The organism is Lysinibacillus pakistanensis, assembly GCF_030123245.1.
In the GTDB taxonomy this organism is placed as follows: Bacteria; Bacillota; Bacilli; order Bacillales_A; family Planococcaceae; genus Lysinibacillus; species Lysinibacillus pakistanensis.
In genome coordinates, this window is sequence record NZ_CP126101.1 from 4622138 (window position 1) to 4645259 (window position 23122).

Annotated in this window: 23 protein-coding genes and 1 riboswitch; of the genes, 9 read left to right on the forward strand and 14 right to left on the reverse strand. The window is 36.1% G+C overall.

What is annotated here, in order from left to right; translation table 11 throughout:
• Positions 1–334 precede the first annotated feature (334 nt).
• Positions 335–1420 (reverse strand): SH3 domain-containing protein, encoded by a 1086-nt coding sequence (locus QNH24_RS23030; protein WP_283869713.1) that lies wholly within the window; start codon positions 1418–1420, stop codon positions 335–337.
• A 561-nt stretch (positions 1421–1981) separates the two neighbouring features.
• Here QNH24_RS23030 and QNH24_RS23035 point away from each other — a divergent pair.
• The 4 genes from QNH24_RS23035 (at position 1982) to QNH24_RS23050 (ending at position 3952) form a co-directional block, all read left to right on the forward strand.
• Positions 1982–2422, forward strand: coding sequence for a LytTR family DNA-binding domain-containing protein (locus QNH24_RS23035; protein ID WP_283869714.1), 441 nt, complete (start codon positions 1982–1984; stop codon positions 2420–2422).
• On the forward strand, positions 2419–2835 hold the full coding sequence (locus QNH24_RS23040; RefSeq protein ID WP_283869715.1) for a hypothetical protein: 417 nt from the start codon (positions 2419–2421) through the stop codon (positions 2833–2835). The genes QNH24_RS23035 and QNH24_RS23040 overlap by 4 nt, the downstream gene beginning before the upstream one ends.
• 10 nt (positions 2836–2845) lie before the next feature.
• Positions 2846–3388, forward strand: coding sequence for a DUF7010 family protein (locus QNH24_RS23045; RefSeq protein WP_283869716.1), 543 nt, complete (start codon positions 2846–2848; stop codon positions 3386–3388).
• Positions 3389–3688: 300 nt separating this feature from the next.
• A complete protein-coding gene (locus QNH24_RS23050) occupies positions 3689–3952 on the forward strand; it encodes a hypothetical protein (RefSeq protein WP_283869717.1) in 264 nt (87 codons plus the stop codon).
• A gap of 632 nt (positions 3953–4584) precedes the next feature.
• Here the strand turns inward: QNH24_RS23050 and guaA are convergent.
• The 12 genes from guaA to QNH24_RS23110 form a co-directional block, all read right to left on the reverse strand.
• Positions 4585–6138 carry a glutamine-hydrolyzing GMP synthase gene (gene guaA / locus QNH24_RS23055; protein WP_283869718.1) on the reverse strand — a complete coding sequence of 518 codons (1554 nt, stop codon included), beginning with the start codon at positions 6136–6138 and terminating at the stop codon, positions 4585–4587.
• A gap of 152 nt (positions 6139–6290) precedes the next feature.
• Positions 6291–6392, reverse strand: a riboswitch (purine riboswitch).
• 35 nt (positions 6393–6427) lie between these two features.
• Positions 6428–8608 (reverse strand): transglutaminase TgpA family protein, encoded by a 2181-nt coding sequence (locus tag QNH24_RS23060; protein ID WP_283869719.1) that lies wholly within the window; start codon positions 8606–8608, stop codon positions 6428–6430.
• Positions 8605–9786, reverse strand: a complete 1182-nt coding sequence (locus tag QNH24_RS23065) for a DUF58 domain-containing protein (protein ID WP_283869720.1) — start codon at positions 9784–9786, stop codon at positions 8605–8607. Before QNH24_RS23065 ends, QNH24_RS23060 begins: the two co-directional genes overlap by 4 nt.
• Entirely contained in the window at positions 9783–10727 is a 945-nt protein-coding gene (locus QNH24_RS23070; RefSeq protein WP_283869721.1) for an AAA family ATPase, read from the reverse strand. The genes QNH24_RS23065 and QNH24_RS23070 overlap by 4 nt, the downstream gene beginning before the upstream one ends.
• Positions 10728–10922: 195 nt before the next feature.
• Positions 10923–11603, reverse strand: coding sequence for an ABC transporter ATP-binding protein (locus QNH24_RS23075; RefSeq protein ID WP_283869722.1), 681 nt, complete (start codon positions 11601–11603; stop codon positions 10923–10925).
• Positions 11600–12409 carry an ABC transporter permease gene (locus QNH24_RS23080; protein WP_283872923.1) on the reverse strand — a complete coding sequence of 270 codons (810 nt, stop codon included), beginning with the start codon at positions 12407–12409 and terminating at the stop codon, positions 11600–11602. The genes QNH24_RS23075 and QNH24_RS23080 overlap by 4 nt, the downstream gene beginning before the upstream one ends.
• The gene (locus tag QNH24_RS23085; RefSeq protein ID WP_283869723.1) at positions 12409–12861 is read right to left on the reverse strand and encodes a nitrous oxide reductase accessory protein NosL; all 453 of its coding nucleotides are present in this window, start codon (positions 12859–12861) and stop codon (positions 12409–12411) included. The genes QNH24_RS23080 and QNH24_RS23085 overlap by 1 nt, the downstream gene beginning before the upstream one ends.
• Positions 12858–14129, reverse strand: a complete 1272-nt coding sequence (locus tag QNH24_RS23090) for a right-handed parallel beta-helix repeat-containing protein (RefSeq protein ID WP_283869724.1) — start codon at positions 14127–14129, stop codon at positions 12858–12860. Before QNH24_RS23090 ends, QNH24_RS23085 begins: the two co-directional genes overlap by 4 nt.
• 60 nt (positions 14130–14189) lie before the next feature.
• On the reverse strand, positions 14190–14834 hold the full coding sequence (locus tag QNH24_RS23095; RefSeq protein ID WP_283869726.1) for an RNA recognition motif domain-containing protein: 645 nt from the start codon (positions 14832–14834) through the stop codon (positions 14190–14192).
• 212 nt (positions 14835–15046) lie between these two features.
• On the reverse strand, positions 15047–15367 hold the full coding sequence (locus QNH24_RS23100) for a hypothetical protein (protein WP_054772385.1): 321 nt from the start codon (positions 15365–15367) through the stop codon (positions 15047–15049).
• Positions 15368–15516: 149 nt separating this feature from the next.
• On the reverse strand, positions 15517–16341 hold the full coding sequence (nadE, locus tag QNH24_RS23105) for an NAD(+) synthase (RefSeq protein WP_283869727.1): 825 nt from the start codon (positions 16339–16341) through the stop codon (positions 15517–15519).
• A gap of 18 nt (positions 16342–16359) precedes the next feature.
• On the reverse strand, positions 16360–17820 hold the full coding sequence (locus tag QNH24_RS23110; RefSeq protein ID WP_283869728.1) for a nicotinate phosphoribosyltransferase: 1461 nt from the start codon (positions 17818–17820) through the stop codon (positions 16360–16362).
• Positions 17821–18132: 312 nt separating this feature from the next.
• Between QNH24_RS23110 and QNH24_RS23115 the strand changes: the two genes are divergently transcribed.
• A complete protein-coding gene (locus QNH24_RS23115; RefSeq protein ID WP_054771906.1) occupies positions 18133–18474 on the forward strand; it encodes a P-II family nitrogen regulator in 342 nt (113 codons plus the stop codon).
• A 13-nt stretch (positions 18475–18487) separates the two neighbouring features.
• Positions 18488–19783, forward strand: coding sequence for an ammonium transporter (locus tag QNH24_RS23120; protein WP_283869729.1), 1296 nt, complete (start codon positions 18488–18490; stop codon positions 19781–19783).
• Positions 19784–19956: 173 nt separating this feature from the next.
• On the opposite strand, the gene QNH24_RS23125 is transcribed toward QNH24_RS23120, so the two are convergent.
• Positions 19957–20457, reverse strand: a complete 501-nt coding sequence (locus tag QNH24_RS23125; protein WP_283869730.1) for a methylated-DNA--[protein]-cysteine S-methyltransferase — start codon at positions 20455–20457, stop codon at positions 19957–19959.
• A gap of 111 nt (positions 20458–20568) precedes the next feature.
• On the opposite strand from QNH24_RS23125, the gene QNH24_RS23130 reads away from it, so the two are divergent.
• The 3 genes from QNH24_RS23130 (at position 20569) to QNH24_RS23140 (ending at position 23097) form a co-directional block, all read left to right on the forward strand.
• Positions 20569–21300 (forward strand): ABC transporter ATP-binding protein, encoded by a 732-nt coding sequence (locus QNH24_RS23130; protein ID WP_283869731.1) that lies wholly within the window; start codon positions 20569–20571, stop codon positions 21298–21300.
• The gene (locus QNH24_RS23135) at positions 21297–22049 is read left to right on the forward strand and encodes an ABC transporter permease (protein WP_283869732.1); all 753 of its coding nucleotides are present in this window, start codon (positions 21297–21299) and stop codon (positions 22047–22049) included. Before QNH24_RS23130 ends, QNH24_RS23135 begins: the two co-directional genes overlap by 4 nt.
• A gap of 73 nt (positions 22050–22122) precedes the next feature.
• Complete coding sequence (locus tag QNH24_RS23140) at positions 22123–23097, forward strand: proline dehydrogenase family protein (protein WP_283869733.1); 975 nt, start codon at positions 22123–22125, stop codon at positions 23095–23097.
• Positions 23098–23122 lie beyond the last annotated feature (25 nt).

The following is a 23122-nucleotide window of genomic DNA, read 5'->3' on the forward strand; positions in this document are numbered from 1 at the left end:
TTTTATATAAATTAATTTTTGCAATATCAAAAAAACTTAGAACCCTTTTAAATCAAGGATTCTAAGCTTTTCCCGTTATTTTCTTAATCATAGACTACTGACTTAGTTGTAATACCTTATAGCACAGGGATTAATTAAAGAACGTATCTATTTCTTGATTATGTACAAGACACCATTAACTTAGCCATACAAATCATCAGACAATTAAAACGAAAGTATTATAGAATTTGTCTACATAGCATCACACTTGAACAAAGTGAAAAATGAACTACAAATACCTGCCATAGGATTTATAATAGCAGAGTTTCAATAGTTTCCATTCCAAAGCGAAATTTTATTTGCGATAATATGTTAATTTTGCTGAAGTATAAAGATAATCATCATGCACAGCGATTAAAGCCATATAACTATTCCTTTCCCAGCTTGTAAACAAATTTCTATATTTTTCATAGGAAAATTCATAATCATCACCAAATTCTGCTATCCCTCCTACTTGTAGTCGGGTATGTATAGTGGTCATTTGATTCCATGTGTCATAACTATTTTGTTCAGGAAGGAAGTCATAGCTAATATACTCTAATTGCCCACCTATAAAAGTGTATGTCAATATTGCTGAATATCCATATTTAGTCGTTTCATAGACCAAATAAGTGTTTCTACCGTCTTGAAGTTTTTGTATAAAATTTGATTTTTCATTTTTCTCTACATCTCGAATAGTCAAGCTAAAGTTAATATTATTGAAAGGAACTATAGGTTTCTTTGTGGATAAAAATTTAGCTACTACGTATCCTTTGATATTACCAGCGGTCACATAGGACCAACCTACTAATGTGGCATGTACAGTTACCTGTGTACCATTACTTAATGAACCTACTGAAGCTCCTGATTGACTGGCAATATTTCGAACGATAACCCCACTACTTGTATTAACGTACTTTGTCGTTGTTTTAGTCTGCCCAATAAAATCGGATTTAACATAGCCTACCACATTACCATATTGCACATAAGACCAACCGTTTCCTACTGATCCATAGTCTTCAACGATCATATTATACTTTAATGTAGCTAATGTTGAGGCCGAAGGAGATGGCTTAGCTTTTACAACGAGGCCACTTTTAGAATTTGCGATTTTAATCGTTGAGGATGGAACACTTAAAAAAGAGGAAGAAACATATCCCTTTACATCTCCCGCTTGAATATGAGACCAACCATTTGAGGAAGAAAACTCTATCACAAATTCATCCTTAGATAGATTACCGATGGAATTGGAAGCTTCATTCGGTGACTCTCTCACAAGCAAGCTTGAGCCACTTACAACCTTCACTGTTCGATAATCAACCGCATCTGCTACTTGGTGCTGAATGCTAAATAACATTACGAGTACAAAAACAGCAACTGACCATTTTTTGAGTATATTCAATTAATTACCCCCTTTAATATTTTCACTATTCTACCATTTATCATATTGACTGTATATATTTCCAAATTTACAGGCTCAATAATATAATTGTAGCTGTCACTTTGCTTTTGCTACAGAAAACATTCTCCGCTGACGCTTGGCTTTCTTCTAAAAGATAGAGCGAAAATTTTGTATAAAACTATTAAACTATTTATTAAGGATTCAGCAATCGACACATCCTTTTTTTGTGGAACTGGTAGCAGGCACATACTTTAAATCCCATTCAATTGTGTCACCTACTTTGGAGACAGGTTACTGTCTGTGATTTTTAGAAGGAGTGTGAATGAGGAATTACACAAAAAATACAACACGTTATACTTTAATTTGTCAATTGTTTTTAATAGTCAAATTTATAATCATTGCCTTAAACAACAATTGAAAATCTATAGGTGTAAAAACTTTGACTTTAATTTTACTGAATCAAAGAATGTTGTAACAAAATCTATTTTTTTTGCAACAAAACGAAAAATCATCGTAAGTACTGAGAAGTGTTGCTACGATAAAAACAGGAAGGAGATCAGCATGAAATTCAACTATATTTGGAAGAGCAATAAATCATCTTCTGAAATTGAGATTATTAGTAATCCATCGAATAAAGAATTGCTTTCAACATTTGAACAACGTTTTTTTCAATCTATAACATTAAGCGCAACAGATTTCAAAACAAATCGTCAGGTTAAAATTGAACTTAATGATATCGAAGCAATTGAGGCGTCTGGTCATTTTACAAAAATCTTTTTAATAGATGGTACTGAGCTAATGTTGAATAAGATTTTAAAAGAGTTATCTTATCTAGAATCATTCGGATTGGTTAGAATCAACAATTCAATGATTTTGAATTTGAATCAAATACATTCGTTTGCTTCGGGAAGTCACGCTAGATTGGAGGTTATTACCAAGCACCAAAATAAGTATATTGTCAGTAGACATTATGCAAAATCTATTAAGGAGAAATTGATATGATAAATGACTTAAAAAATAGCTTTTTGAACGTTTCATTTATGGTTTTGATTTGGATTGTTTTTTTAATTTCTATTTTTAATCTTCACGAAGAAATGGTCAATTTTCTTTATATGTGGAATTTAATTGGTATTAGCGTTCTAATGGGAATTGTTTTTGGTATAGCTTATCCTTACTTGTGGAACTACTCTACATTAAAAGTAACAACTAAAATTACTATTAGTACTTTATTGAATTTTTGCTGTGGCATGGGAAGTGTATATCTTTTTTCACCAAAAGTATTTGAATTTATCAAACCTTATTTATTGCTAATTTTAGTGTTAACGTTGATTGGTCATATCATCGGATTTTATTTTTTCTCAAAATATGAAAATAAAAAAATAGCGGATAGTTTAAATAGATCGCTAGAAAATTAAGGAGACGAAAATGAACATCAATACTAGCTTACAAGTACTATTAAATGATATTGCTCAAAAACAAAAAAAGGGTCTTCCTTTTATAATGGCCTCAATATTTATTTGGGGAGTTATCACAACAATAACGTTGTTGCCTTTAGATTTAATGATAAAAAATATTGGTATTTTATCTTGTGGTGCATTACTGTTTCCTGTTTCAATTCTTTGTGCCAAAATATTAAAAGTTGATTTATTTTATAAAGAAAATCCATTGATTAATGGATTATTGATTGCAACAAACAATCAAATTTTATATTTAGTTATTTGTATTGTGCTATTAATTAAAGCACCTATGTGGGTCTTACCTGTATATGCAATTATTTATGGTGCACATTTGTTACCATATTCATTCTTTTACCAATCGAAAAATTACCGATATAGTTCAATATTTATTTGTATAGCTATTTTGATCAGTATAATCTTCTTCCATTTACATAATATTTTTGTTCCATTAATCGTAGAAGTTGGTGTGCTTTTCTTATTTTTAATGCTGAAAAAGGAAATTAAAAGCTAGTCTGAAAAAAATCAGACTAGCTTTTTACTTAGAGCAAAAGACCAATTATTATTCATCCTTTACATTACTATTATTGAAATAGGTTATGTGTATCTTGGACTTTACGTTTTCTAGCTTCACGTTTCATCTTACTCATACTAATATCTACGATTTCTTTAACCTGCTTGAATTTTGAGCTTCAAAGCATGGTCAGTGTCGCACATTTCCCATTTTTCCACAAAACTGCCATATCACTCTGTTATAATCTTATTTAAGAAGGATATTTCAATTAGTTAACTAAAGCCAAAGAAGGAGGAAAAGATGGAAAAATACAAAAAGCTAATTATTATAGGTTCATCTTTAGGAATTGTGGGTTTAATATTAAGTTTTTTTAGCGTTAGTTTTGGCACATCCCTAGCTGATAATTGGTTATACAGACTAGGTGGAGCTGATACTTGGAAGTATGAGTTAGTAATGCAATCAAACATAAATATTTTTTTAGTTATTGGGAGCATACTTTTTAGTGTTAGCCTAGTGTCTATTATTTTTTCTTGGTATAGGATGTTATCTCTTCATGACAAGTGAAGGGATAACTACCCCCTTTTACATTCGAAACTAGCCTTCACACATTGAAGCTAATGGACTTGCGTGTATGATGAATGTCATATATGCAAGTCCTTTAGTTATGATTGAAATATCAGCTTCCTTAATACTACATATTTTGTCACGGATATTGGAATATCATTTCTTCTTTTACATCATTGATAATACGCTTCACTTCTCCAACGTTAAATGTCATATTTTGTTTCTAAGCATGGGATTACTTCGGGGTAATTCTTCTTCAATCAAATTGTTGAAGAACACTTATAATGTTGCGATATTTTGTTGTTCAATGTTTATCTGCTTTTCATTCCCTAGTTACTGACGGTACTGAGCATATTTCTTAATGTGAACCGACTTTACTACTTTAATATCAATGACATTCCATAAACCAACGCTTCATGCACCAAATACACATCTCAATACTTCGGTTTGTGCCCATTTCTTGATTCATCTTGACGTCATCTATCAACTCAATAATTCTAATAAAAAAAGACCTCCCTTTAATCATGAATTACATGAATAAAGGAAAGCCCTGTTTTGAAAGTCAGTTGTTGCAGGTAAAAAGTAAATGCTCACTTAAGCAATGTCTAAACCTCTGATACAACTATATTCAATTATTCCCACTCAATCGTTGCTGGTGGCTTAGATGTAATATCGTACAGTACGCGGTTCACGTGTTTTACTTCGTTTACTAGGCGGACAGAGATTTTCTCTAGTACATCCCAAGGAATGCGTGCCCAGTCAGAAGTCATACCATCGATCGATGTTACGGCACGGATACCGATTGCGTAGTCATACGTACGTGCATCGCCCATTACGCCGACTGAACGAATATCCGGTAATACCGTGAAGTATTGCCAAATATCGCGATCAAGGCCAGCTTTTGCGATTTCTTCACGTAGGATGAAATCAGATTCGCGTACGATTTCAAGCTTTTCTTCTGTTACTTCACCAAGTACACGAATACCTAATCCTGGACCTGGGAATGGTTGGCGCCAAACGATTTTCTCGTCAAGACCAAGCTCTAATCCTAATGCGCGCACTTCATCTTTAAATAATGTTTTAAGTGGCTCAATTAATTGGAATTGCATATCTTCTGGTAGACCACCAACATTGTGATGCGACTTAATTGTTTGTGCTGTAGATGTTCCTGATTCGATAATATCCGTATAAAGTGTTCCTTGTGCTAAGAAATCCATACCTTCCAATTTTGATGCTTCTTCATCAAAAACATAAATAAATTCGTTACCGATAATTTTACGTTTTTTCTCAGGGTCAGATACGCCCGCAAGTTTATCCATGAAACGTTGACGTGCATCAATTTTAATAAGATTCATGTCGAAGTCTTCAGTAAATGTTTTCATTACTTGCTCAACTTCACCTTTACGGTTTAAGTTATGGTCTACAAACATACAAGTTAATTGGTCACCGATTGCTTTATGAATTAAAACTGCAACAACTGATGAATCTACACCGCCAGAAAGTGCACATAAAACTTTTTTGTCACCCACTGTTTCACGGATTTTCGCGATTTCAAGCTCAATGAAGTTTGCCATTGACCAGTCGCCCTTTGCTTCACAAATATCGAATACAAACTGACGTAAAAGGTCATTACCGTATACAGAGTGACGTACCTCTGGATGGAATTGTACTGCATAAAGTTTACGTTCTGCATTCGCCATTGCCGCAATTGGACAAGAAGCGCTTGTTGCGATCACTTCAAAGCCAGGAGGTACTTCTGTCACATGGTCACCATGACTCATCCAAACAACTTGCTCAGAAGGCAACTCTCCAAATAGTTTATTAGAAGTTGTTACTTGGATTTCCGCTTTACCATATTCGCGTGTTTCAGCACCTTCTACCTTACCACCTTGTGTATGTGCCATTAATTGCATACCGTAGCAAATACCTAGAATTGGTAAGCCTAATTCGAAAATAGCTGGGTCAACATGAAAGGCATTTTCATCATAAACAGAGTTTGGACCACCTGAGAAGATAATACCAGTTGCATTCATGTCTTTAATTTCTTCTGCTGTTACTGTGTGTGGGTGTAGCTCACTGAAAACTCCAAATTCACGGATACGACGCGTAATTAATTGGTTAAATTGGCTACCGAAGTCTAGTACAACGATTTTTTCTTGCTCTTTTAATAAAGGGCTAGCTGACAAAATTTCCACCTCTTCTACTATTTTTAAAGGATATCTTCATGTGTTCAAAGAAAAACGCGTATGAAAGTAATAACTTCCTACGCGTTCATAAGCTCTTGAATTATAAAGGCGAATGCGTAGCAAAGAAAAGTGATTTTACGTACTTCTCACCTATCCAATACATTCACCTTCATAGAGAAACCATTTACGGTGATTTCGTAGAAACATTCGAACCTTATTATCGAACTTATATGAAAGCAATCCTTATCATATATAATTTTTTTCATTTTACTCTTTGTCCCCACTAAAATCAACTGATAGTGAGATTGATTAAATATTCCCAACTTTCTTTCAGTTCCTTAAAATCAACACCGTATGCTTCCTTTCCATAGATATGTTGCTCATAAACTACCGTTAATTTTTGCATTTTATCTGTCTCTAATGACGTATCTACCCGTTCAGCAAATGCTCGTAATGTTTCCCCATCTTTTCGTCGTAAGCCTATTCGTGACAACTGCTTCATTAGATCATGGTAAGAAGCATCAAAATTTGTCCAATTCGCATCTTTTTTACGATAGGCTCTTATTTGCATTTTAGGTATCCAGGTTCTACGTTTCGTATACAATGAGATACTCACAGCAACGAGTAAAACAAGTAAAGCCAGCCATACATATGTGAGTTTTTTCATCCATGTCCATACTACATCTAAGCTAAATGTTGAACTAGTAGCCTTCTGTTTTGGTGCTTGCTCTTTCTTCGGCTGCTCCTGTTTTACTTCCGGCTGAGTGACTTGTTCTTGTTGAGGCGTTTCTTTCTCAATATCATAATCAATATTAACATTTCCAGTAAAGCCAATCGTTGGCTCGAACTCCATCCAGCCTGTTCCAGGTACATATGCCTCCACCCATGAGTGTGCATTATTATTTGTAATACGATACTCACGCAAACCATCTGACACTGAGCCAGCATCACCTGGCGCAAAGCCTTTTACCCAGCGAGCTGGAATACCCACCGATCGTAGAAGTACAACCATCGATGTTGAAAAATTATCACAGTAGCCAATTTTTGTATCAAATAAAAATTGATCAACATAATCCTGATCCTCAGCAGGAATAGCTGCTGCTGTTTTATCGTATCTAAAACCATTGTATGAAAAATATCTTTCTATTGCTTTGATTTGATCATACACTGATGGTTTATCCTTTGTTATGTCTATCGCCAATTCGCTTACACGCTGCGGAAGCGTATTTGGTAATTGCAAAAAGCGATTAAAGGATGGGTCTAAGGTTTCTAGCATGGATGGTTGTGACAATTGAAGCTGCTCCATACTATAGACAGGTTCACTATATGATAGCGTATAGCTTGATAATAATTTGGATTCGTTATTTTGTTGCTCTATACCTATTTTTTCGGTTTGCTCATCCTGTACAAACATGGTTGAATCCTGAGCGGAAACTGACAGCATTCCATACGTTTGAATTAAAAACGGCATTGGAACTGCTATGTCCATCTGAATTTCACGGGTTTTTTCTGGAGATCCCACCTGTAAAGAAGTTAAAATAGGTGTATCAGCTTGATAATAATTTTTACCAAAGTTTCCTTGAGAAAGAATCCACCCTTTTGATGTATAGGTATCCTTCGTATCAATGCGCCAATAGTGGCGATCACGGGAAGTGGCTGTAAAGACTAATGTATTATCTCCCTGAAATGGTCCACCTAATCGACTATCATCATTACTATAGCCAACTGATTTTTTACCCGAGCCCAAATCACCTTGTCCTGCAACCCCTTTGATAAAGGGTACAGGATCAGCCCAGGTCGGTCCCGTCTTCGGTAAAAAGAACGCTACACTACTAACAATTAATACAGAAACAATCATAGGTATAACAAGCTTCCACTTTCCTATTGCATTATTCGTTGCATCGACTTGGAGCCATAGCCGCTTGACTAAAAGTAAGCCTGTCATGATTAAACCCAGTATAATAACCTTTACAATTGCCGTTTTTCCATTGTAGTCACTAAATGTATCTAAAGTAGCAATAAAGAATACTGTTAACACAAAGAAATAGAATATATTATTCCGTACCGTTATCCAATGGTGAATTAAGTATATTAACATCCAAATAAGGGCAAGGAAAAGAACGGTCCTAAACGAATCGGAGACTTGTCCAAATTCTCCTGAGAAAATGGCTGTCATATTCCATTTCCATTCATGTATTAAAAAAGGCAGTGTGTTTCCAGATAAAAAAGGTTCTTTACTAAATACAAATACTATAAACCACGTAATATATCCAAGTTTAATCAACCCTGATAATAGCGGCTGTACCCGAAATAAGCTAAGTGCTAAGGATAGACCAATAAACACCAAAAATAAGTGAAGTAATGCGGTATCAGTCAGCTCCATTACTGGAATAAGCCATTCACGCAAAATTAAAAAAACAATTATATATGCAATCGTTAATTCTATATAATCTCCTACTGTTTTTTTCACGGCTTCATCACCTCCGTGAATAAATGATAATAATCAAGTGGATTAACATGAACAACTTGTACTTGTTTATAGCGCTTAGATAAATCTGTTTGTATAGGTGACTGTTCTGCCACCACAAAACAAATACAGCTTTTCACCATAGTGGCGAGAGTATGTAATAATTCATCAGATACTTCGCTCGTGACATATAACATTGTTGCAACATGCTTAAAGGCTCGTTGATCTCGTAATTGGAATTTAATATTTTCTGTAGACTTTATAGCAGCTAAATGATGCATGACCTGATCCAACTGCTTATTCCCCTGGATTAGTGGAAACACCTTCGTTTTTGCACCCGCTGAAACGAATGAAATATCTCCTCGTTCATCTACTATTGTTTGTAATATTGATGCTACTAGCTCAATCTTTTCTTCAAATAACGGTGATTTTTTCGCATTGAGCACTAACATTAGCTCCTGTGATTGACGATCCTCAAATTCTTTTGATTGTAAAGTTTGCGTTTTTGCAAATGATTTCCAGTGAATCCACGAAAAACGATCACCTGGAACGTACTCACGTAGTCCAACAGCCATTGAAGTATCCTTAACGATGGAATAAGGTGACATCATTGATCCGGCATCAAATTTTGTTTGAAGTGCGGCATATTTCATTTCACGAACTCTTGGATAAATTAAAATCACTTGTTCCTTTTTCGCGGAAACACTTTTTTTTGCCCAGCCAAAGAAATCACTGAAAACAATAGTTACACCTAGGTAACGGTGCTCACCGCGTGGCATATTTTCTAGCATATAACTCCAGCTAAACTTTTTCTTAAAACCTACAAACATAACGGCATTTGCTCCTTGTACCTTCGATTGCACAAGAGACTCACTATTTACTAGCTCCTCCATCATCATATACGCAAATGGGAAGCGTGTTTTTCGCTCTACAGTAATTGTAACCTTAGCTGATTGCCCACTTTCAATATGAGAGGGTTCAATACCACGTTCTACAAGTAAAATTTCCTCCCTTACTAATAAGAAAACAAAGGCATATAACAGAAATGGACTAACTGTAAAAAATACAAACCAACTAACAAAGCCTCCCTGAAACATAGCATAGCAAAATGTAAAAATGATTAACAAAGTTACTAATAAGAAATGTTTACTTTTCTCTATCAAAACTTTCCATTTCTTCATTGCTCCGCAAACCTCTTTGTTGGTACAGGTGTTTTTGCAATTATGCGCTCAATAATTTCTTCGGCAGTTACATTATCATATCGCGCATCAGGCTTTAAAACTAATCGATGACTAAAAACAAATGGTACAAGATATTGGACATCATCCGGTGTAACATAACTACGTCCTTTCAAAAAAGCATAGGCTTGTGAGGCCTTCATTAGCGCAATCGTTGCACGAGGGCTTACCCCTAAATTTACATAGCTATTTTCCCTTGTTTGTGATGCTAACTCTACCATATAATTTTTGACAGAATCTTCAACATACACACCTTGTACGAGTTCCTGTAATTCTTTTAATTGCTCAACTGTTAGTACAGCTTTAATCTTTTCAATTGGCTTACCATTTTCAGCTCGACGTAATATCTCTACCTCTTCATTTCTAGACGGATAACCCATTTTTATTTTTAGTAAAAAACGATCAAGCTGTGCCTCTGGTAATGGGTATGTCCCTTCATGTTCGATCGGATTTTGTGTTGCCATAACGAAAAATGGCTGCTGGATTGCTAGGGTGTTCCCATCGATTGTGACAGAAGCTTCTTCCATTCCTTCAAGCAACGCAGATTGTGTTTTCGGAGATGTACGATTGATTTCATCAGCTAATACAACGTCTCCCATTATCGGACCAGGTCGAAACTCAAATTCCATTGTTTTCGGATTATAAATAGACACCCCAACCACATCAGAGGGCAATAAATCTGGTGTAAATTGAATCCTTTTAAATTGGGCATCGAAAGACTTTGCTAGCGCTCGCACCATCATTGTTTTACCTACACCTGGTACATCCTCTAGTAAAATATGCCCTCTCGCCAGCAAAGCAACTATACTAAGCTCAGCTACCTCTCTTTTACCAATCATTACTTTTTCTATATTTTCTAAAACATCTTGAATTTGCGAATTCATAAATTAAAAAACCTCCCATTTCATCCTACAATTATTTGAATTGCACGATAACTTATCTTAAGCATAACGAAATATTGCTTGTAAGACAATATTATGAAATTCTGTCCATTACTTTTAGCACATAAAAGAAGACTTGTCTGAATTCCTTCAAACAAGTCTACCCACTAACATAGAACGTCATTACCTATCAAAATGTTACAGATTTAATTTTTTTAACCATAAATTCTCTAATGAGGGTGAATCCTCCTGCAAGAGAATTTCCTTTAAGGCTCCTGAGATAAGTATTTTCCCCTCATGTAAAACTAACACATCATCTGCCACTTCTTCAGCAAATGCAAGCAAATGTGTGGAAAATATAACTGTACAGCCTTTGTTTTTTTCCTCGAGCATTAATTTTTTTAGCTCAGCTATCCAAAACGGATCAAGTCCATTTGTTGGCTCATCTAAAATAAGCAATGAGCCATTGCCAAGTAAGCTTTGGGCAAGGTTCAGACGCTGACGCATCCCTTTTGAGAATTGCTTTACTCTCTGTTTTCTTACATCCCATAGCGCAACACGTCTTAATACATTTTCTTGCTCCTCCTTATCAACGTTCTTGAAAGAGGCAAGTAGCTGTAAAATCTCTATGGCTGATAACATCGATGGAAAGTCAACATCATCTGGCATATATCGGATAGTTTGTGGTTTATGCCAAATCATTTCACCTGATTTTTGTTTTTCCTGTCCTGTTAACAATCGAATTAATGTACTTTTGCCAGCGCCATTTCCCCCCACAAGAGCTAGAACACGCCCTGTCTGTAGGGAAAAGGAAGCCTCCAGAAGTCCTCTATTATTGTCATATACATGTGATAATTTGTTGGCTTCTAGTAGCATCATCTTCTTCCCCCTTTCTTTAAAAGCCTACTACTGAAAGCTAATGGGCAAATGATCCAAAGCATCGTTATAGCTCCATATAGCGTGTATCCTAATGATGAGGAGTAAAATTTTGTCACACTATAAAATGCTGGACCTAGCACGCTAGCTTGGTTTGTAAAAATAAAATAGCCGAAGCGTAACCACTCTACAGGATTAATATGTATCGCAATAATGGTAAGCTTTTGCATCACATGACCTGCTACAACAGTTCCTATGGCCATCAAAGCGTAAGAAATGAGCAATAAAAAAATAGACCAAATCACAAGCGATAACGATAGTGCCAATAATCTAGTTTTGGCAAAAGCTCCAATCGAAACGGCTAACGATACAAAAATTAATATACATAGCAAAGTTAACGTGATGAAAATAGTAGGCAATCGCACATCACCTAAAATCCCTCCTAGTGTTACGATAACCCCAAACGCTAACAGCACGACCAATAAAAAGGCTAGTACAGTAGCTATATATTTCCCTGTAATGTATTGCATCCGTGTCATTGGATATGTCTTTAACAACGAGTACCAGCCAGATTCTACATCTCCAGCAATGCTCATACTGCCAATCGTTAGGATAAACAGCGGCAATAAAAATAGTAATACGTTTAAAAATGAGGCAGTTTGACGTGTAAAGCCTTCAACATCAGGAAGTGCCATTTGCTGAATGACAATAATAGCTGTAAAAACAAATGTAAATAGCAGACACACAAGTTGCATCCACCGACTTCTAAGCATTTGCTTCAATTCTAATTTAATCAACATACTATACATCACTCATGGATCCCCCAATTAAAATTGTGTAAATCCTTATAATGAAGCAGTTTTCCCTCTCCTTCTTGCGTCATCCACTCCTGTGCTGCTTGTTTTGTGTCAAAGGCCACTACACCGTAATTCATTGGTGTCCAATACTCCTTGTTGTACACATAGACAGCTTCAAAAACATCAATCCATTCATTTTTTGAGGCATCTTTAATGTAGGCTGCTCCAATTTCTTCATCGCCATTTGAGACTATATATTCCATCAAGCAGCCAATATCATCAAAAATTTCATAATCACCATTTTTCAAGGCTATTTGACCAGCATAAGCATTATGAACAATGCTCATATTACAAATTTTACAAACGTCCGTTTCACTAACTATTTCACGAGGCTCATATGTTTTTTCGCTACAGCCCCACAGTACACCGCAGCACAACAAGATCATCATTACCCATTTTTTCATTTCGTTATCCCTCTTTTCCATAGCCATAAACTACCTACTAGCAAAAGCAAACCTGCTAATGTTTGTATAACATTTAGTTTGTTATTTTCTATTTCATGCTCTGTCACTAATCTCGGTGTATGGTCAACTAACACCCGTGATTCTGTTTTATTAATTTGCTGATCAAGCGTTGTTAATAAAACAACACTAGGAGAGGCCACAAAATATTGGTAGACAGGCTGCCGCACCATCCACTGTCCAAAACTTGACATTGCCACATATGGAACATCACCATACCCATTCCCTTCTATATCAATGCCTGTATAATCATCATAATAATTGCTTTGAAGCTGAAAGCCTAACTGATCAGAGCGGGCTGTTAAAATATTGCCAGTAAAGCTATTATTACTAGCCTTTGTGTTGTTACTTACCTTTGTGCCCTCTACTGCCGTTTGATTCATTTGAAAATTATTTGTATCAATTTGAATCATCGAACTTTTTTGTAATGCTAAACCTGTTCGATTATTTTTGATGATATTTTTCGCTATTGAAGCTCGCTGCACGTCATACAACAACATACCGTAGCCATTATAATCTGAATGGTTCTCGACGGTGTTGTTTTCTAATAAGATACCTGTGGTCATCATGACCATAAAGCCAGTAACATTAGAAAGATAGTTATTAAAAAATGCCTTTGCATCCCTTGTGTACATAAAATGTGTAGCATAACGACTCTGTGTCACATTGTTGTGCTGAACAACAATACTGTTGACTTCCTCTACATAAATTCCATCCTGCATCTGCTCAATAAGATTGTTTTCTATAAGGATGTCTTCACTTTTATAAATGGCAATACCATTGCCTTTCTCTGCATAATGCCCCTCACTGCCAGTTACTTGAATGTCATGTATATGGATGTTTTTAGAGCGCTGAATATGTACACCCGTATAAGCGTCTTTAATGTATATATTACTGAGCTCAAGTCCATCAACATTACTAGCAACAATTGCCTTACTTTTTCCTGATAATTCTACATTGCTGATACTGATAGTTGCGGTGTTTTCAATTCGTAGTGCAGGATCATTATTTTTCGAAATAAATTCCGTTCCTTCCTCACCAAGTAATGTTAGTGGCTTTGTAACAACAAAGTTACCTTGATAATGGCCAGCAGGAATATGAATAACTTCACCGGGCGATGCTGCATCAATAGCTTCCTGTATATCGAATTCAGCGTAAACTATGGGGCTCATAAATAGAAAAAACAATAATGCTAAGCCAATTTTCTTCATCTTTTCTCACCTCACACTTCAGCATGAAAAGACTAGAGGAATCCCCCTAGCCCTTTTCTATTAATGATTATGACCTTGATCATCATGATTCATCTCTTCCATATGCATGGAATCCGATTCACCGTTTGCTTCTTTTTTCGCTTTTTCTTCCATCATTTTTTTACGACGCTCCAATGCATCATCCTTAATCTTTTGTAACTCCTCTACATGTGCACTAGGATTGTCTGCAATAAATTTATCTGCATCAGCTTTGTTATTAAAATAAATATAGCCCCAGTTCATCGGTGATTTCAGGTCTGTTTTGACGATTGTTACATCTTCTACTTTCGCCCAATCCTTTGTGATATAGTCTCGCACAAATTTTTCGTTCTTTTCCTCGTTTGCTACCTCTGCATTTAATAAACAGCCAATGTCATCGTAAAAGGCGATTGTTCCATCCTCTTTTATTGCCTGAGTAGAAAACTCTCCCATTTCATCGTCTTTCATGTAAACTTTCATATTACACATTTCACACAATGTATCTTCTTTAGGCTCTTGTAAACGTGGATCAACTAATGAAGCAACTTGTACCGAATTATCTTTTGCTTCCGATTCATTAACTGTATCCTCTTGCTTTGATGCATCTTCCTTAACCTCTGTCTTTTCTGTACCGCAAGCCACGAGTAAAAATAATAATGCGAGTACAGGTAACCATAATTTTTTCACAACCGCTTCCCCCAATTTCTTTATTCTGTTACTACCAATTACTTTACAGTTCAATTGTGAAATAAGTAAAAAAACACTGTGAAGGATTGGAAAAATTATCTTGAATATTCATTGAACGTTTTGATTTCAAGTATTTTGAATAAAAGATGTTCATTTTCCGTTTGTAATACAAAAACTCTCTCCATCTACATGAAGAGAGTTTTTATACATGTCTATATAGAAGAGCGGTAACTATTTAGAAGCTTCTTTTGCTTGCTAAGACGATTTAATTTATCAGCCGTTTCATTTAATTCATTTCGTATTTGTAAATTATATACATGATCTAAAGAACCAGCTTCTATTTTATTTGAACGTGGCTGATGATCTTGTTTCGTACGATTCATTTGCTTCTTATCATTATTTTTTTGCATACTATTTTTAAATTGTTGCTTCGGATTTTGCCCAAAGTTATGGCTTATATCCCCTGCATGAAGATACTGTTGTTCGTTACGAAATGTACTATTAGTCGTTGCACTTACTCTAGAAGTCCTCATAAATAATTACCCCTCCCTTATTTTTTATCAACTTTATAGGTATATATATCGACATTTTATGCGAAAGCTTAATAACACAGAATCAATTTAAATAAAAAAAGAGCTCTATTCAAAGTTAAACCTACTTTAAATAAAACTCTTCTTTAAGATCACTTCCAAAAATCATCAAATATTGTTATCGGCATATGGCGTTTATGCTGAGAACGTAAATAGTATCCTTCTAATGTAATACGTGCTTCTTCAGGAATAGTCTTTCCCTCTAAATAATCATCAATTTGATCATATGTTACACCAAGTGCTTGCTCATCTGGTAGGGATGGGCGATTTTCCTCTAAATCAGCAGTTGGTGTTTTTAAATATAAATGCTCTGGGCAATCAAGTGCAGCTAATAATTGCCTACCTTGACGTTTGTTGAGGCGGAAGATAGGCATCAAATCCGCACCCCCATCTCCAAACTTTGTGTAAAAACCCGTTATTGCTTCAGCAGCGTGGTCCGTTCCTAATACGACAGCATTATTCATAGCAGCAATCGCATATTGTGCCTTCATTCGCTCACGTGCCTTTTCATTTCCCTTTACAAAATCACTTATCTGAATTCCTGCATCCGCTAATGCTTGAACGCTTGCATCGACAGCACCTTTAATATTCACGGTTAAGGCTCTTGTTGGTTTAATATAATCGATAGCATCCTGACAGTCCTTTTCATCAGCCTGAACACCATATGGTAAGCGTATAGCATAAAAAGAATATGTTGCTGCTTCTGATTCCCCATTTAACTCATCAACCGCAAGCTGCGCTAATTTCCCTGTTAATGTAGAATCCTGTCCACCAGATATTCCTAGAACAAATCCTTTTACAAAACTATATCGGCGGGCATATTCCTTTAAAAAATCAATGGATTTACGAATTTCCTCCTGCACATCAATAGTAGAGTTCACTCGTAATTCCTGAATAATCTGCTGCTGTAAAGTCATTTATTGTCCACTCCTTACTTATAATCGATTGACCATTTCACGCACTTCTTCAATATTGCGCATTTTATTGTCCCAACATTTTTGGCTTAAATCGACAGGGTATTCCTCAGGATTCATGGCACGCTTATATTCATCCCATAACAATTCTAAATTATTCGCAGCATAATCGCGCATTTCTTCCAATGTTGGATTTTGATAATGAATGGCTCCATTTTTAATTACATGTTCATGTAAATTTTTTGCTTCGAAGTTTGTAACAAATTTCGAAACAAAGGTATGAACAGGGTGGAACATTTTTATTCGTTCCTCTTCTTGTGGGTTTTCATCCTGCATCGTAATATAATCTCCCTCTGCCTTACCGTTCTTTCGATCGATAATTCGATAAACATTTTTAAGACCAGGTGTCGAAACTTTTTCAGCATTCGCAGAAATTTTTATTGTATCTTCTAATTGACCCTCTTCATTTTCGATGGCAACCATTTTATAGACAGCCCCTAAAGCAGGTTGATCGTAAGCTGTAATAAGCTTTGTACCGATTCCCCATACATCCACTTTTGCACCTTGTGCCTTTAAGTTTAAAATGGTGTATTCATCTAAATCATTGGATACGATAATTTTGGCATTGTGGAAACCTGCTTCATCTAACATACGACGAGCTTCTTTTGACAAAAATGCTATATCACCACTATCTAAACGAATGCCAATAAAATTAATTTTATCCCCAAGTTCTTTAGCTACTTTAATGGCTGTCGGCACACCTGATTTTAACGTATTGTAAGTATCCACAAGGAACACGCAATCTCGGTGACGTTTTGCATATGCATGGAATGCATCGTAATCATTTTTATAAGCTTGAACAAGTGCATGTGCATGGGTACCTGAAACTGGTATATGAAAAAGTTTCCCTGCACGAACATTACTTGTAGAAGCAAATCCACCAATAAACGCAGCCCTTGTTCCCCAAATGGCTGCATCCATCTCCTGAGCACGTCTTGTGCCAAATTCCATTGCTGCTTCATTTTTAATAATTTGCTTAATACGACTAGCCTTTGTTGCAATTAAAGTTTGGTAATTCACAATATTAAGAAGGGCTGTTTCAATTAGCTGTGCCTCTACTAACGGTGCTTCAATGCGAACGATTGGTTCATTAGCGAAAACAAGCTCCCCCTCCACCATGGAGTACATATCTCCTGTGAATCGGATATTTTTCAAATAATCAATAAAGTCTTCTTTATAGCCTACCTCTTCTCGTAAATAGGTTATATCTGAATCGCTGAAACTAAAATTGCGTAAATAATCAAGCATTCTTTCTAATCCAGCAAAAATGGCATATCCATTGCCAAATGGTAATTTTCTGAAATATAATTCAAAAACTGCTTTTCTATTATGTATACCATCCGCCCAATACGACTCTGCCATATTGATTTGGTATAAGTCTGTGTGCAGTGCTAAGCTATCATCTGCATAGTGTGAACTCACAAATAACCCCTTCTTCCGCTTTGATAATTAGTCCTAGTATACACTATATACCCAAATTCTTGCGTTTTACATTCTTCTGTTTCAATGTTAGATTTCCTCACATTAATAATCAGAAAATTTAGAACTCGACACATTTTAGACACATATTTTAGTACCGCTTACATTCCCCTTATAAAAACATTTTACTTAATATATTACGGCAATCGAAACATTACGTGTAATATAACATGACATTTATACCAAAAAAATAATTGCGTTGTTTTTAATGCCGTTTTAACATGTAAAATAAATTAACGCAAGGAGCTGGTTTCAATGAAAAAAATCGAAGCAATTATTCGTCCTGAAGTTTTCGGCGCTGTTAGGGACGGACTTGCACAGGAAGGAATTGCAGGGCTAAGTGTTTCCGAAATTGCAGGCTGTGGACGTCAGCTAGGTCGCACTGGTTTATTCCGTGGCAACACGTACGAAATTGAATTTTTACCAAAGTTGAAATTAGAAATGATTGTTGATGATGAAAAAGTTGATCCTATTGTGGCAGTAATTTTACGAGATGCTGCAACCGGCAAAGTTGGTGACGGTAAAATATTCATTTATCCAGTAGAACAGGCAATTCGAATCCGTACTAAAGAAGTCGGCTCAATTGCCGTAGAATAAGGGGGAATTATATATGGATGCGGTTCTATTATCGGTAAATTTAGTTTGGGTAATGTTAGGTACAGTTTTAGTATTTTTTATGCACGCTGGATTTGCAATGGTTGAGGCTGGCTTTACACGTTCTAAAAACGCGGTCAATATTATTATGAAAAACTTTCTAACGATTTCACTAGGCGGTATTATTTACTTTTTATGTGGATACGCAATTATGTTTGGTGATACTGCAGGAGGTTTATTTGGTACAAGTGGCTTTGCTTTAAAAGGTGTAGATGATCTTTCCTTCTTTATCTTCCAAACAATGTTTGCAGCTACAGGTGCAACCATTTTATCTGGTGCGGTAGCTGAGCGTACAAATATTTTTGCTTATATCGGCGTTATTATACTCATGACATTAGTAGTTTACCCTGTTGTCGGTCATTGGGTGTGGAGTGGTCAGGGCTGGTTAACAGATCTTGGATTTATTGATTTCGCAGGCTCAACAGTAGTTCACTTAACAGGGGCTGTAGCTGCATTTGTAGCAGCGGCGATGATTGGACCACGTCTTGGTAAATATGAGAACGGTCGTGTTCACGTCATCACAGGACACAGTATTCCTTTGGGCTCTCTTGGTGTATTTTTACTTTGGTTCGGTTGGTTTGGCTTTAATGGAGCATCTACCTTAGCAGCTGATCCTGAACTAGTGCCTAGCGTTATTGCCAATACATTCTTTGCAGCCGCTGCCGGAGTTGTCGCAACTGCTTTTTATACGAAGTTTCGATATGGACATATTGATGGCTCACTTACATTAAACGGTGCCTTGGCAGGACTTGTCGGCATTACAGCTGGTGCAGCTAATGTTAGTGTTATGGGTTCTATCATCATTGGTTTAATTGCAGCTCCATTACTTGTAAAAGGTGTACGTTTCATCGAATGGAAATTGAAAGTTGATGACCCTGTTGGTGCCATTGCCGTACATGGAATCTGTGGTATTTGGGGGACTCTCGCAGTAGGTCTGTTTGATATGAATGGTCAAGGGTTATTCTACGGTGGCGGCATCAGCCTTCTAGGCGTGCAAGCAATTGGGATTATCGCTACCATTGCCTGGGTTAGCATTTCTGTAACAATCGGTTTATTTATTATTAAAGCATTTGTACCATTACGTGTTTCTGCAGAGGAAGAAATCGCTGGTTTGGATGTTATTGAGCATGGTACACCAGCCTATGAATACCAGGATCTTTTCAAAGGCTCTGCCGTTAAAGGTGAAACATTCGCCCATCGTTTAACACATTTTGGAAAAACGCAAACCAATATTCAAGAGGAACATGTCTAATATTTGATATTATAAGAATCTGCATAGCTTCTATAGATGACATGCAGATTCTTTTCCTGAATTAATAAACGTGTGGATTTACTGATCATTCCTTGAAGTCTTACGCTCAAACATGTGATTTTGTTGGAGCAAACTTTTTATTATCAACGCATTCTTTATCGAAATCAATTTCTTCAAGCTCTCTCCATTTCAAGTAAAAATTCTTTCATTGCCAATCCACTCCGAAAACCCGTTAATTTACCATTTTTTCCAATTACACGATGACATGGAATAATCGCCAATATTGGATTAGCCCCTATTGCACCACCTACCGCTCTTACTGCCTTCGGATTACCTATGCGGTGTGCAATATCAGAATAAGATGCCGTTGTACCGTATGGTAGCTCCATCAGTGCATCCCATACTGCTAGCTGAAATGGAGTCCCTTTGATATGTATCGGCAAATCAAATTCTCTAAGCTCTTTATTAAAATAAGCCGTAAATTGCTTAGTATATGGCTGTAATTTTGCTTTATTCTCTTCAAAGCGAAAGCCTTTAAATGGCTTTTTGGCCCATACTTCTACCTCTTCAAATGATGCATTTGGTGTTCCAATATATACGAGACCTTCATCTGAGGCTACGATATACATATTACCTTGTGCATATGTTAATGTATCTACATATAATACATTCATTTTCCATTCCCCTTCCATTTTCACAGACTACACAATGGTAAAATAGCTGTAGCCTTTATTCATTTCATGATAAAGTTATTGTACCTATTAGTATAAAGGAGTTTCAACCGCATGAATATGTTATACGAGCCTTCTATTCACCTTCAGCAGGTCAGCTTTTCAGCAAATGGCAAGACCATCTTAAAATCGATTACTGGGTCATTCCCTAAAGGAAAAATTACCACTTTAGTCGGTCCGTCTGGTGCTGGCAAAACAACTCTACTAAAATTATGCAATGGCTTATTATCACCTACAGATGGTCAAATATTAATTGATAATCAACCTATTTCTACATATGAACCCACCGCTTTAAGAAGACATGTCGGCATCGCCCTTCAGGCAGCACCTATGATCAACGGGACTGTGTTTGAAAATCTCGCACTTCCTCGTTCATTACAAGGAAAAAAGCTTACAAAAGAAGAAGCCATTCAATATTTACAAGATGTCGGACTTGATCAAAGCTTTTTACAGCGCTCTATAAATGGATTATCAGGTGGACAACGACAAAAAGTCTCTATTGCGAGAACACTTATTAATCAGTCCTCCATTTTATTATTAGATGAAATCACCTCTGCACTGGATCGTCAATCTGTCCAGGATATCGAGACACTCATTACTACCATTAACAAAAAATACAATGTCACAATGATCTGGATTACACATAATTTGCAGCAAGCATTAACAATTGGGCACTTCACATGGGTCATGATGGATGGTGAACTGATTGAAACAGGAAAAAGCTCTCTACTGAAAGCACCTGTAAATCCACGTGCAGCAGAATTTGTACAGGGGGCGAATGTATGACATTTACAACATTATCTCTGACATTAATTTTTGTTTTTATCCCACTACTACTATCAAAAACATTAAAGCTTGGACTTGAAAAAGATACAATTATTGCTACAATACGCTCAATTATTCAACTGCTTGCAGTAGGCTATATCTTAAAATTTGTCTTTGATGCCCAAAGCTTTCTTTATATTTTCCTTATGGTTGCATTAATGATCGTAGTGGCAACATTAAATGCTCGCAAAAAAGGAGAGGGTATTCAAGGTATCACGTGGAAAATAGCTTTGACTTTAGTTGTAATCGAAGCTGTCACACAAGGCGTTTTACTCGGCTTTCATATTGTTCCAGCAACTGCACAATATATTATTCCCATTAGCGGCATGCTCATTGGTAATTCTATGGTATTGTCCATTCTATTTTTAAATCGTTTTACAGCAGAGATTACCAATCGACATGACGAAATTGAATTAATTTTATCACTTGGTGGCACGCCTAAACAGGCTATTCATCGACAGCTAATAAATGCTGTTAAAGCAAGTATGATTCCTACAATTGAGAGTCAAAAAACCATCGGACTCGTTCAACTGCCGGGCATGATGAGTGGTCAAATTATCGGTGGTGCAGACCCTATACAAGCAGTCCAATTTCAACTCTTAATTATTTTTGCTCTCCTCACAACAGCGACATTATCAAGCATAATGATAGGCTTTTTAAGCTATCCTGCTCTTTTTAACAAACGCATGCAAATTCTTGAAATGAAATAACGATTGTGGTGAAATCGATATAACTTTTATAAATTATGTTATACTAAAAAGAAAAGCAGTGAGGAGAATGACCATGGTATTACGCGATTTTTTCATCCATTTATCTGAAAACCAACTATTAAATAGTGCTGCAAAAAAATATGGCCTTAAATTAGGAGCACAAAGTGTAGTAGCTGGTACAAATATTGAGGAAACAATTGCAAGCATCAAAGAGCTGAACGCACATAATATCTCTTGCACAGTGGATAATTTAGGAGAATTTGTTTCAACTGAAGAAGAAGCAACAAAGGCAAAAGAACAAATCCTCGCTGTTATTGAAGCTATTCACGAAAATGGTGTTGATGCCCATATTTCGTTAAAACCATCGCAATTAGGATTAGATATCGATGTTGATTTTTGCTACGATAATTTATACGAGATTGTAGAAAAAGCGGCGGCTTATGATATATTTGTGAACTTTGATATGGAAAACTATGGTCGCTTACAGACATCATTCGATATGGTTGAGGAGCTTTCCAAAACTTTTAATAATGTGGGTACTGTTATTCAATCATACTTCTACCGTGCAAAAGACGATATCGAGAAATTTAAGGACTACCGTTTACGTATCGTAAAAGGCGCTTATAAAGAGCCTGTTGAGGTTGCCTTCCAAGATAAATTAGATATTGATTTAAATTTCATTGAGTTAATCGAATATCATTTACTTCATGGCAAATTCACGTCCATTGCAACACATGACCATAATGTAATAGCACATGTAAAACGCTTTGTAGCTGATCATAATATTCCATTAGATAAATTTGAATTCCAAATGCTTTATGGCTTCCGTACAGACATGCAAAAAGAGCTTGCTAATGAAGGCTATAATTTCTGTGTATATGTACCATTTGGTGAGGATTGGTACGGCTACTTTATGCGCCGTTTAGCTGAGCGTCCTCAAAACCTTAATCTTGTGACAAAACAAGTATTTACGAAAAAAACAAATACAGTTCTTGCCGTAGCAGCAGGTGCATTTGTTCTGGGACGTTTAACAAAACGTAAAAAATAAGGTCCCACATAAAGAAGCCAGAAGC

Excerpts from the sequence above, each read along its gene's own strand:
- QNH24_RS23035 (WP_283869714.1), top strand. The coding sequence starts at position 1,982 with ATGAAATTCAACTATATTTGGAAGAGCAATAAATCATCTTCTGAAATT.
- QNH24_RS23040 (WP_283869715.1), top strand. The coding sequence starts at position 2,419 with ATGATAAATGACTTAAAAAATAGCTTTTTGAACGTTTCATTTATGGTT.
- QNH24_RS23045 (WP_283869716.1), top strand. The coding sequence starts at position 2,846 with ATGAACATCAATACTAGCTTACAAGTACTATTAAATGATATTGCTCAA.
- QNH24_RS23050 (WP_283869717.1), top strand. The coding sequence starts at position 3,689 with ATGGAAAAATACAAAAAGCTAATTATTATAGGTTCATCTTTAGGAATT.
- QNH24_RS23065 (WP_283869720.1), bottom strand. The coding sequence starts at position 9,786 with ATGAAGAAATGGAAAGTTTTGATAGAGAAAAGTAAACATTTCTTATTA.
- QNH24_RS23070 (WP_283869721.1), bottom strand. The coding sequence starts at position 10,727 with ATGAATTCGCAAATTCAAGATGTTTTAGAAAATATAGAAAAAGTAATG.
- QNH24_RS23075 (WP_283869722.1), bottom strand. The coding sequence starts at position 11,603 with ATGATGCTACTAGAAGCCAACAAATTATCACATGTATATGACAATAAT.
- QNH24_RS23080 (WP_283872923.1), bottom strand. The coding sequence starts at position 12,409 with ATGTATAGTATGTTGATTAAATTAGAATTGAAGCAAATGCTTAGAAGT.
- QNH24_RS23085 (WP_283869723.1), bottom strand. The coding sequence starts at position 12,861 with ATGAAAAAATGGGTAATGATGATCTTGTTGTGCTGCGGTGTACTGTGG.
- QNH24_RS23090 (WP_283869724.1), bottom strand. The coding sequence starts at position 14,129 with ATGAAGAAAATTGGCTTAGCATTATTGTTTTTTCTATTTATGAGCCCC.
- QNH24_RS23100 (WP_054772385.1), bottom strand. The coding sequence starts at position 15,367 with ATGAGGACTTCTAGAGTAAGTGCAACGACTAATAGTACATTTCGTAAC.
- nadE (WP_283869727.1), bottom strand. The coding sequence starts at position 16,341 with ATGACTTTACAGCAGCAGATTATTCAGGAATTACGAGTGAACTCTACT.
- QNH24_RS23115 (WP_054771906.1), top strand. The coding sequence starts at position 18,133 with ATGAAAAAAATCGAAGCAATTATTCGTCCTGAAGTTTTCGGCGCTGTT.
- QNH24_RS23120 (WP_283869729.1), top strand. The coding sequence starts at position 18,488 with ATGGATGCGGTTCTATTATCGGTAAATTTAGTTTGGGTAATGTTAGGT.
- QNH24_RS23125 (WP_283869730.1), bottom strand. The coding sequence starts at position 20,457 with ATGAATGTATTATATGTAGATACATTAACATATGCACAAGGTAATATG.
- QNH24_RS23130 (WP_283869731.1), top strand. The coding sequence starts at position 20,569 with ATGAATATGTTATACGAGCCTTCTATTCACCTTCAGCAGGTCAGCTTT.
- QNH24_RS23135 (WP_283869732.1), top strand. The coding sequence starts at position 21,297 with ATGACATTTACAACATTATCTCTGACATTAATTTTTGTTTTTATCCCA.
- QNH24_RS23140 (WP_283869733.1), top strand. The coding sequence starts at position 22,123 with ATGGTATTACGCGATTTTTTCATCCATTTATCTGAAAACCAACTATTA.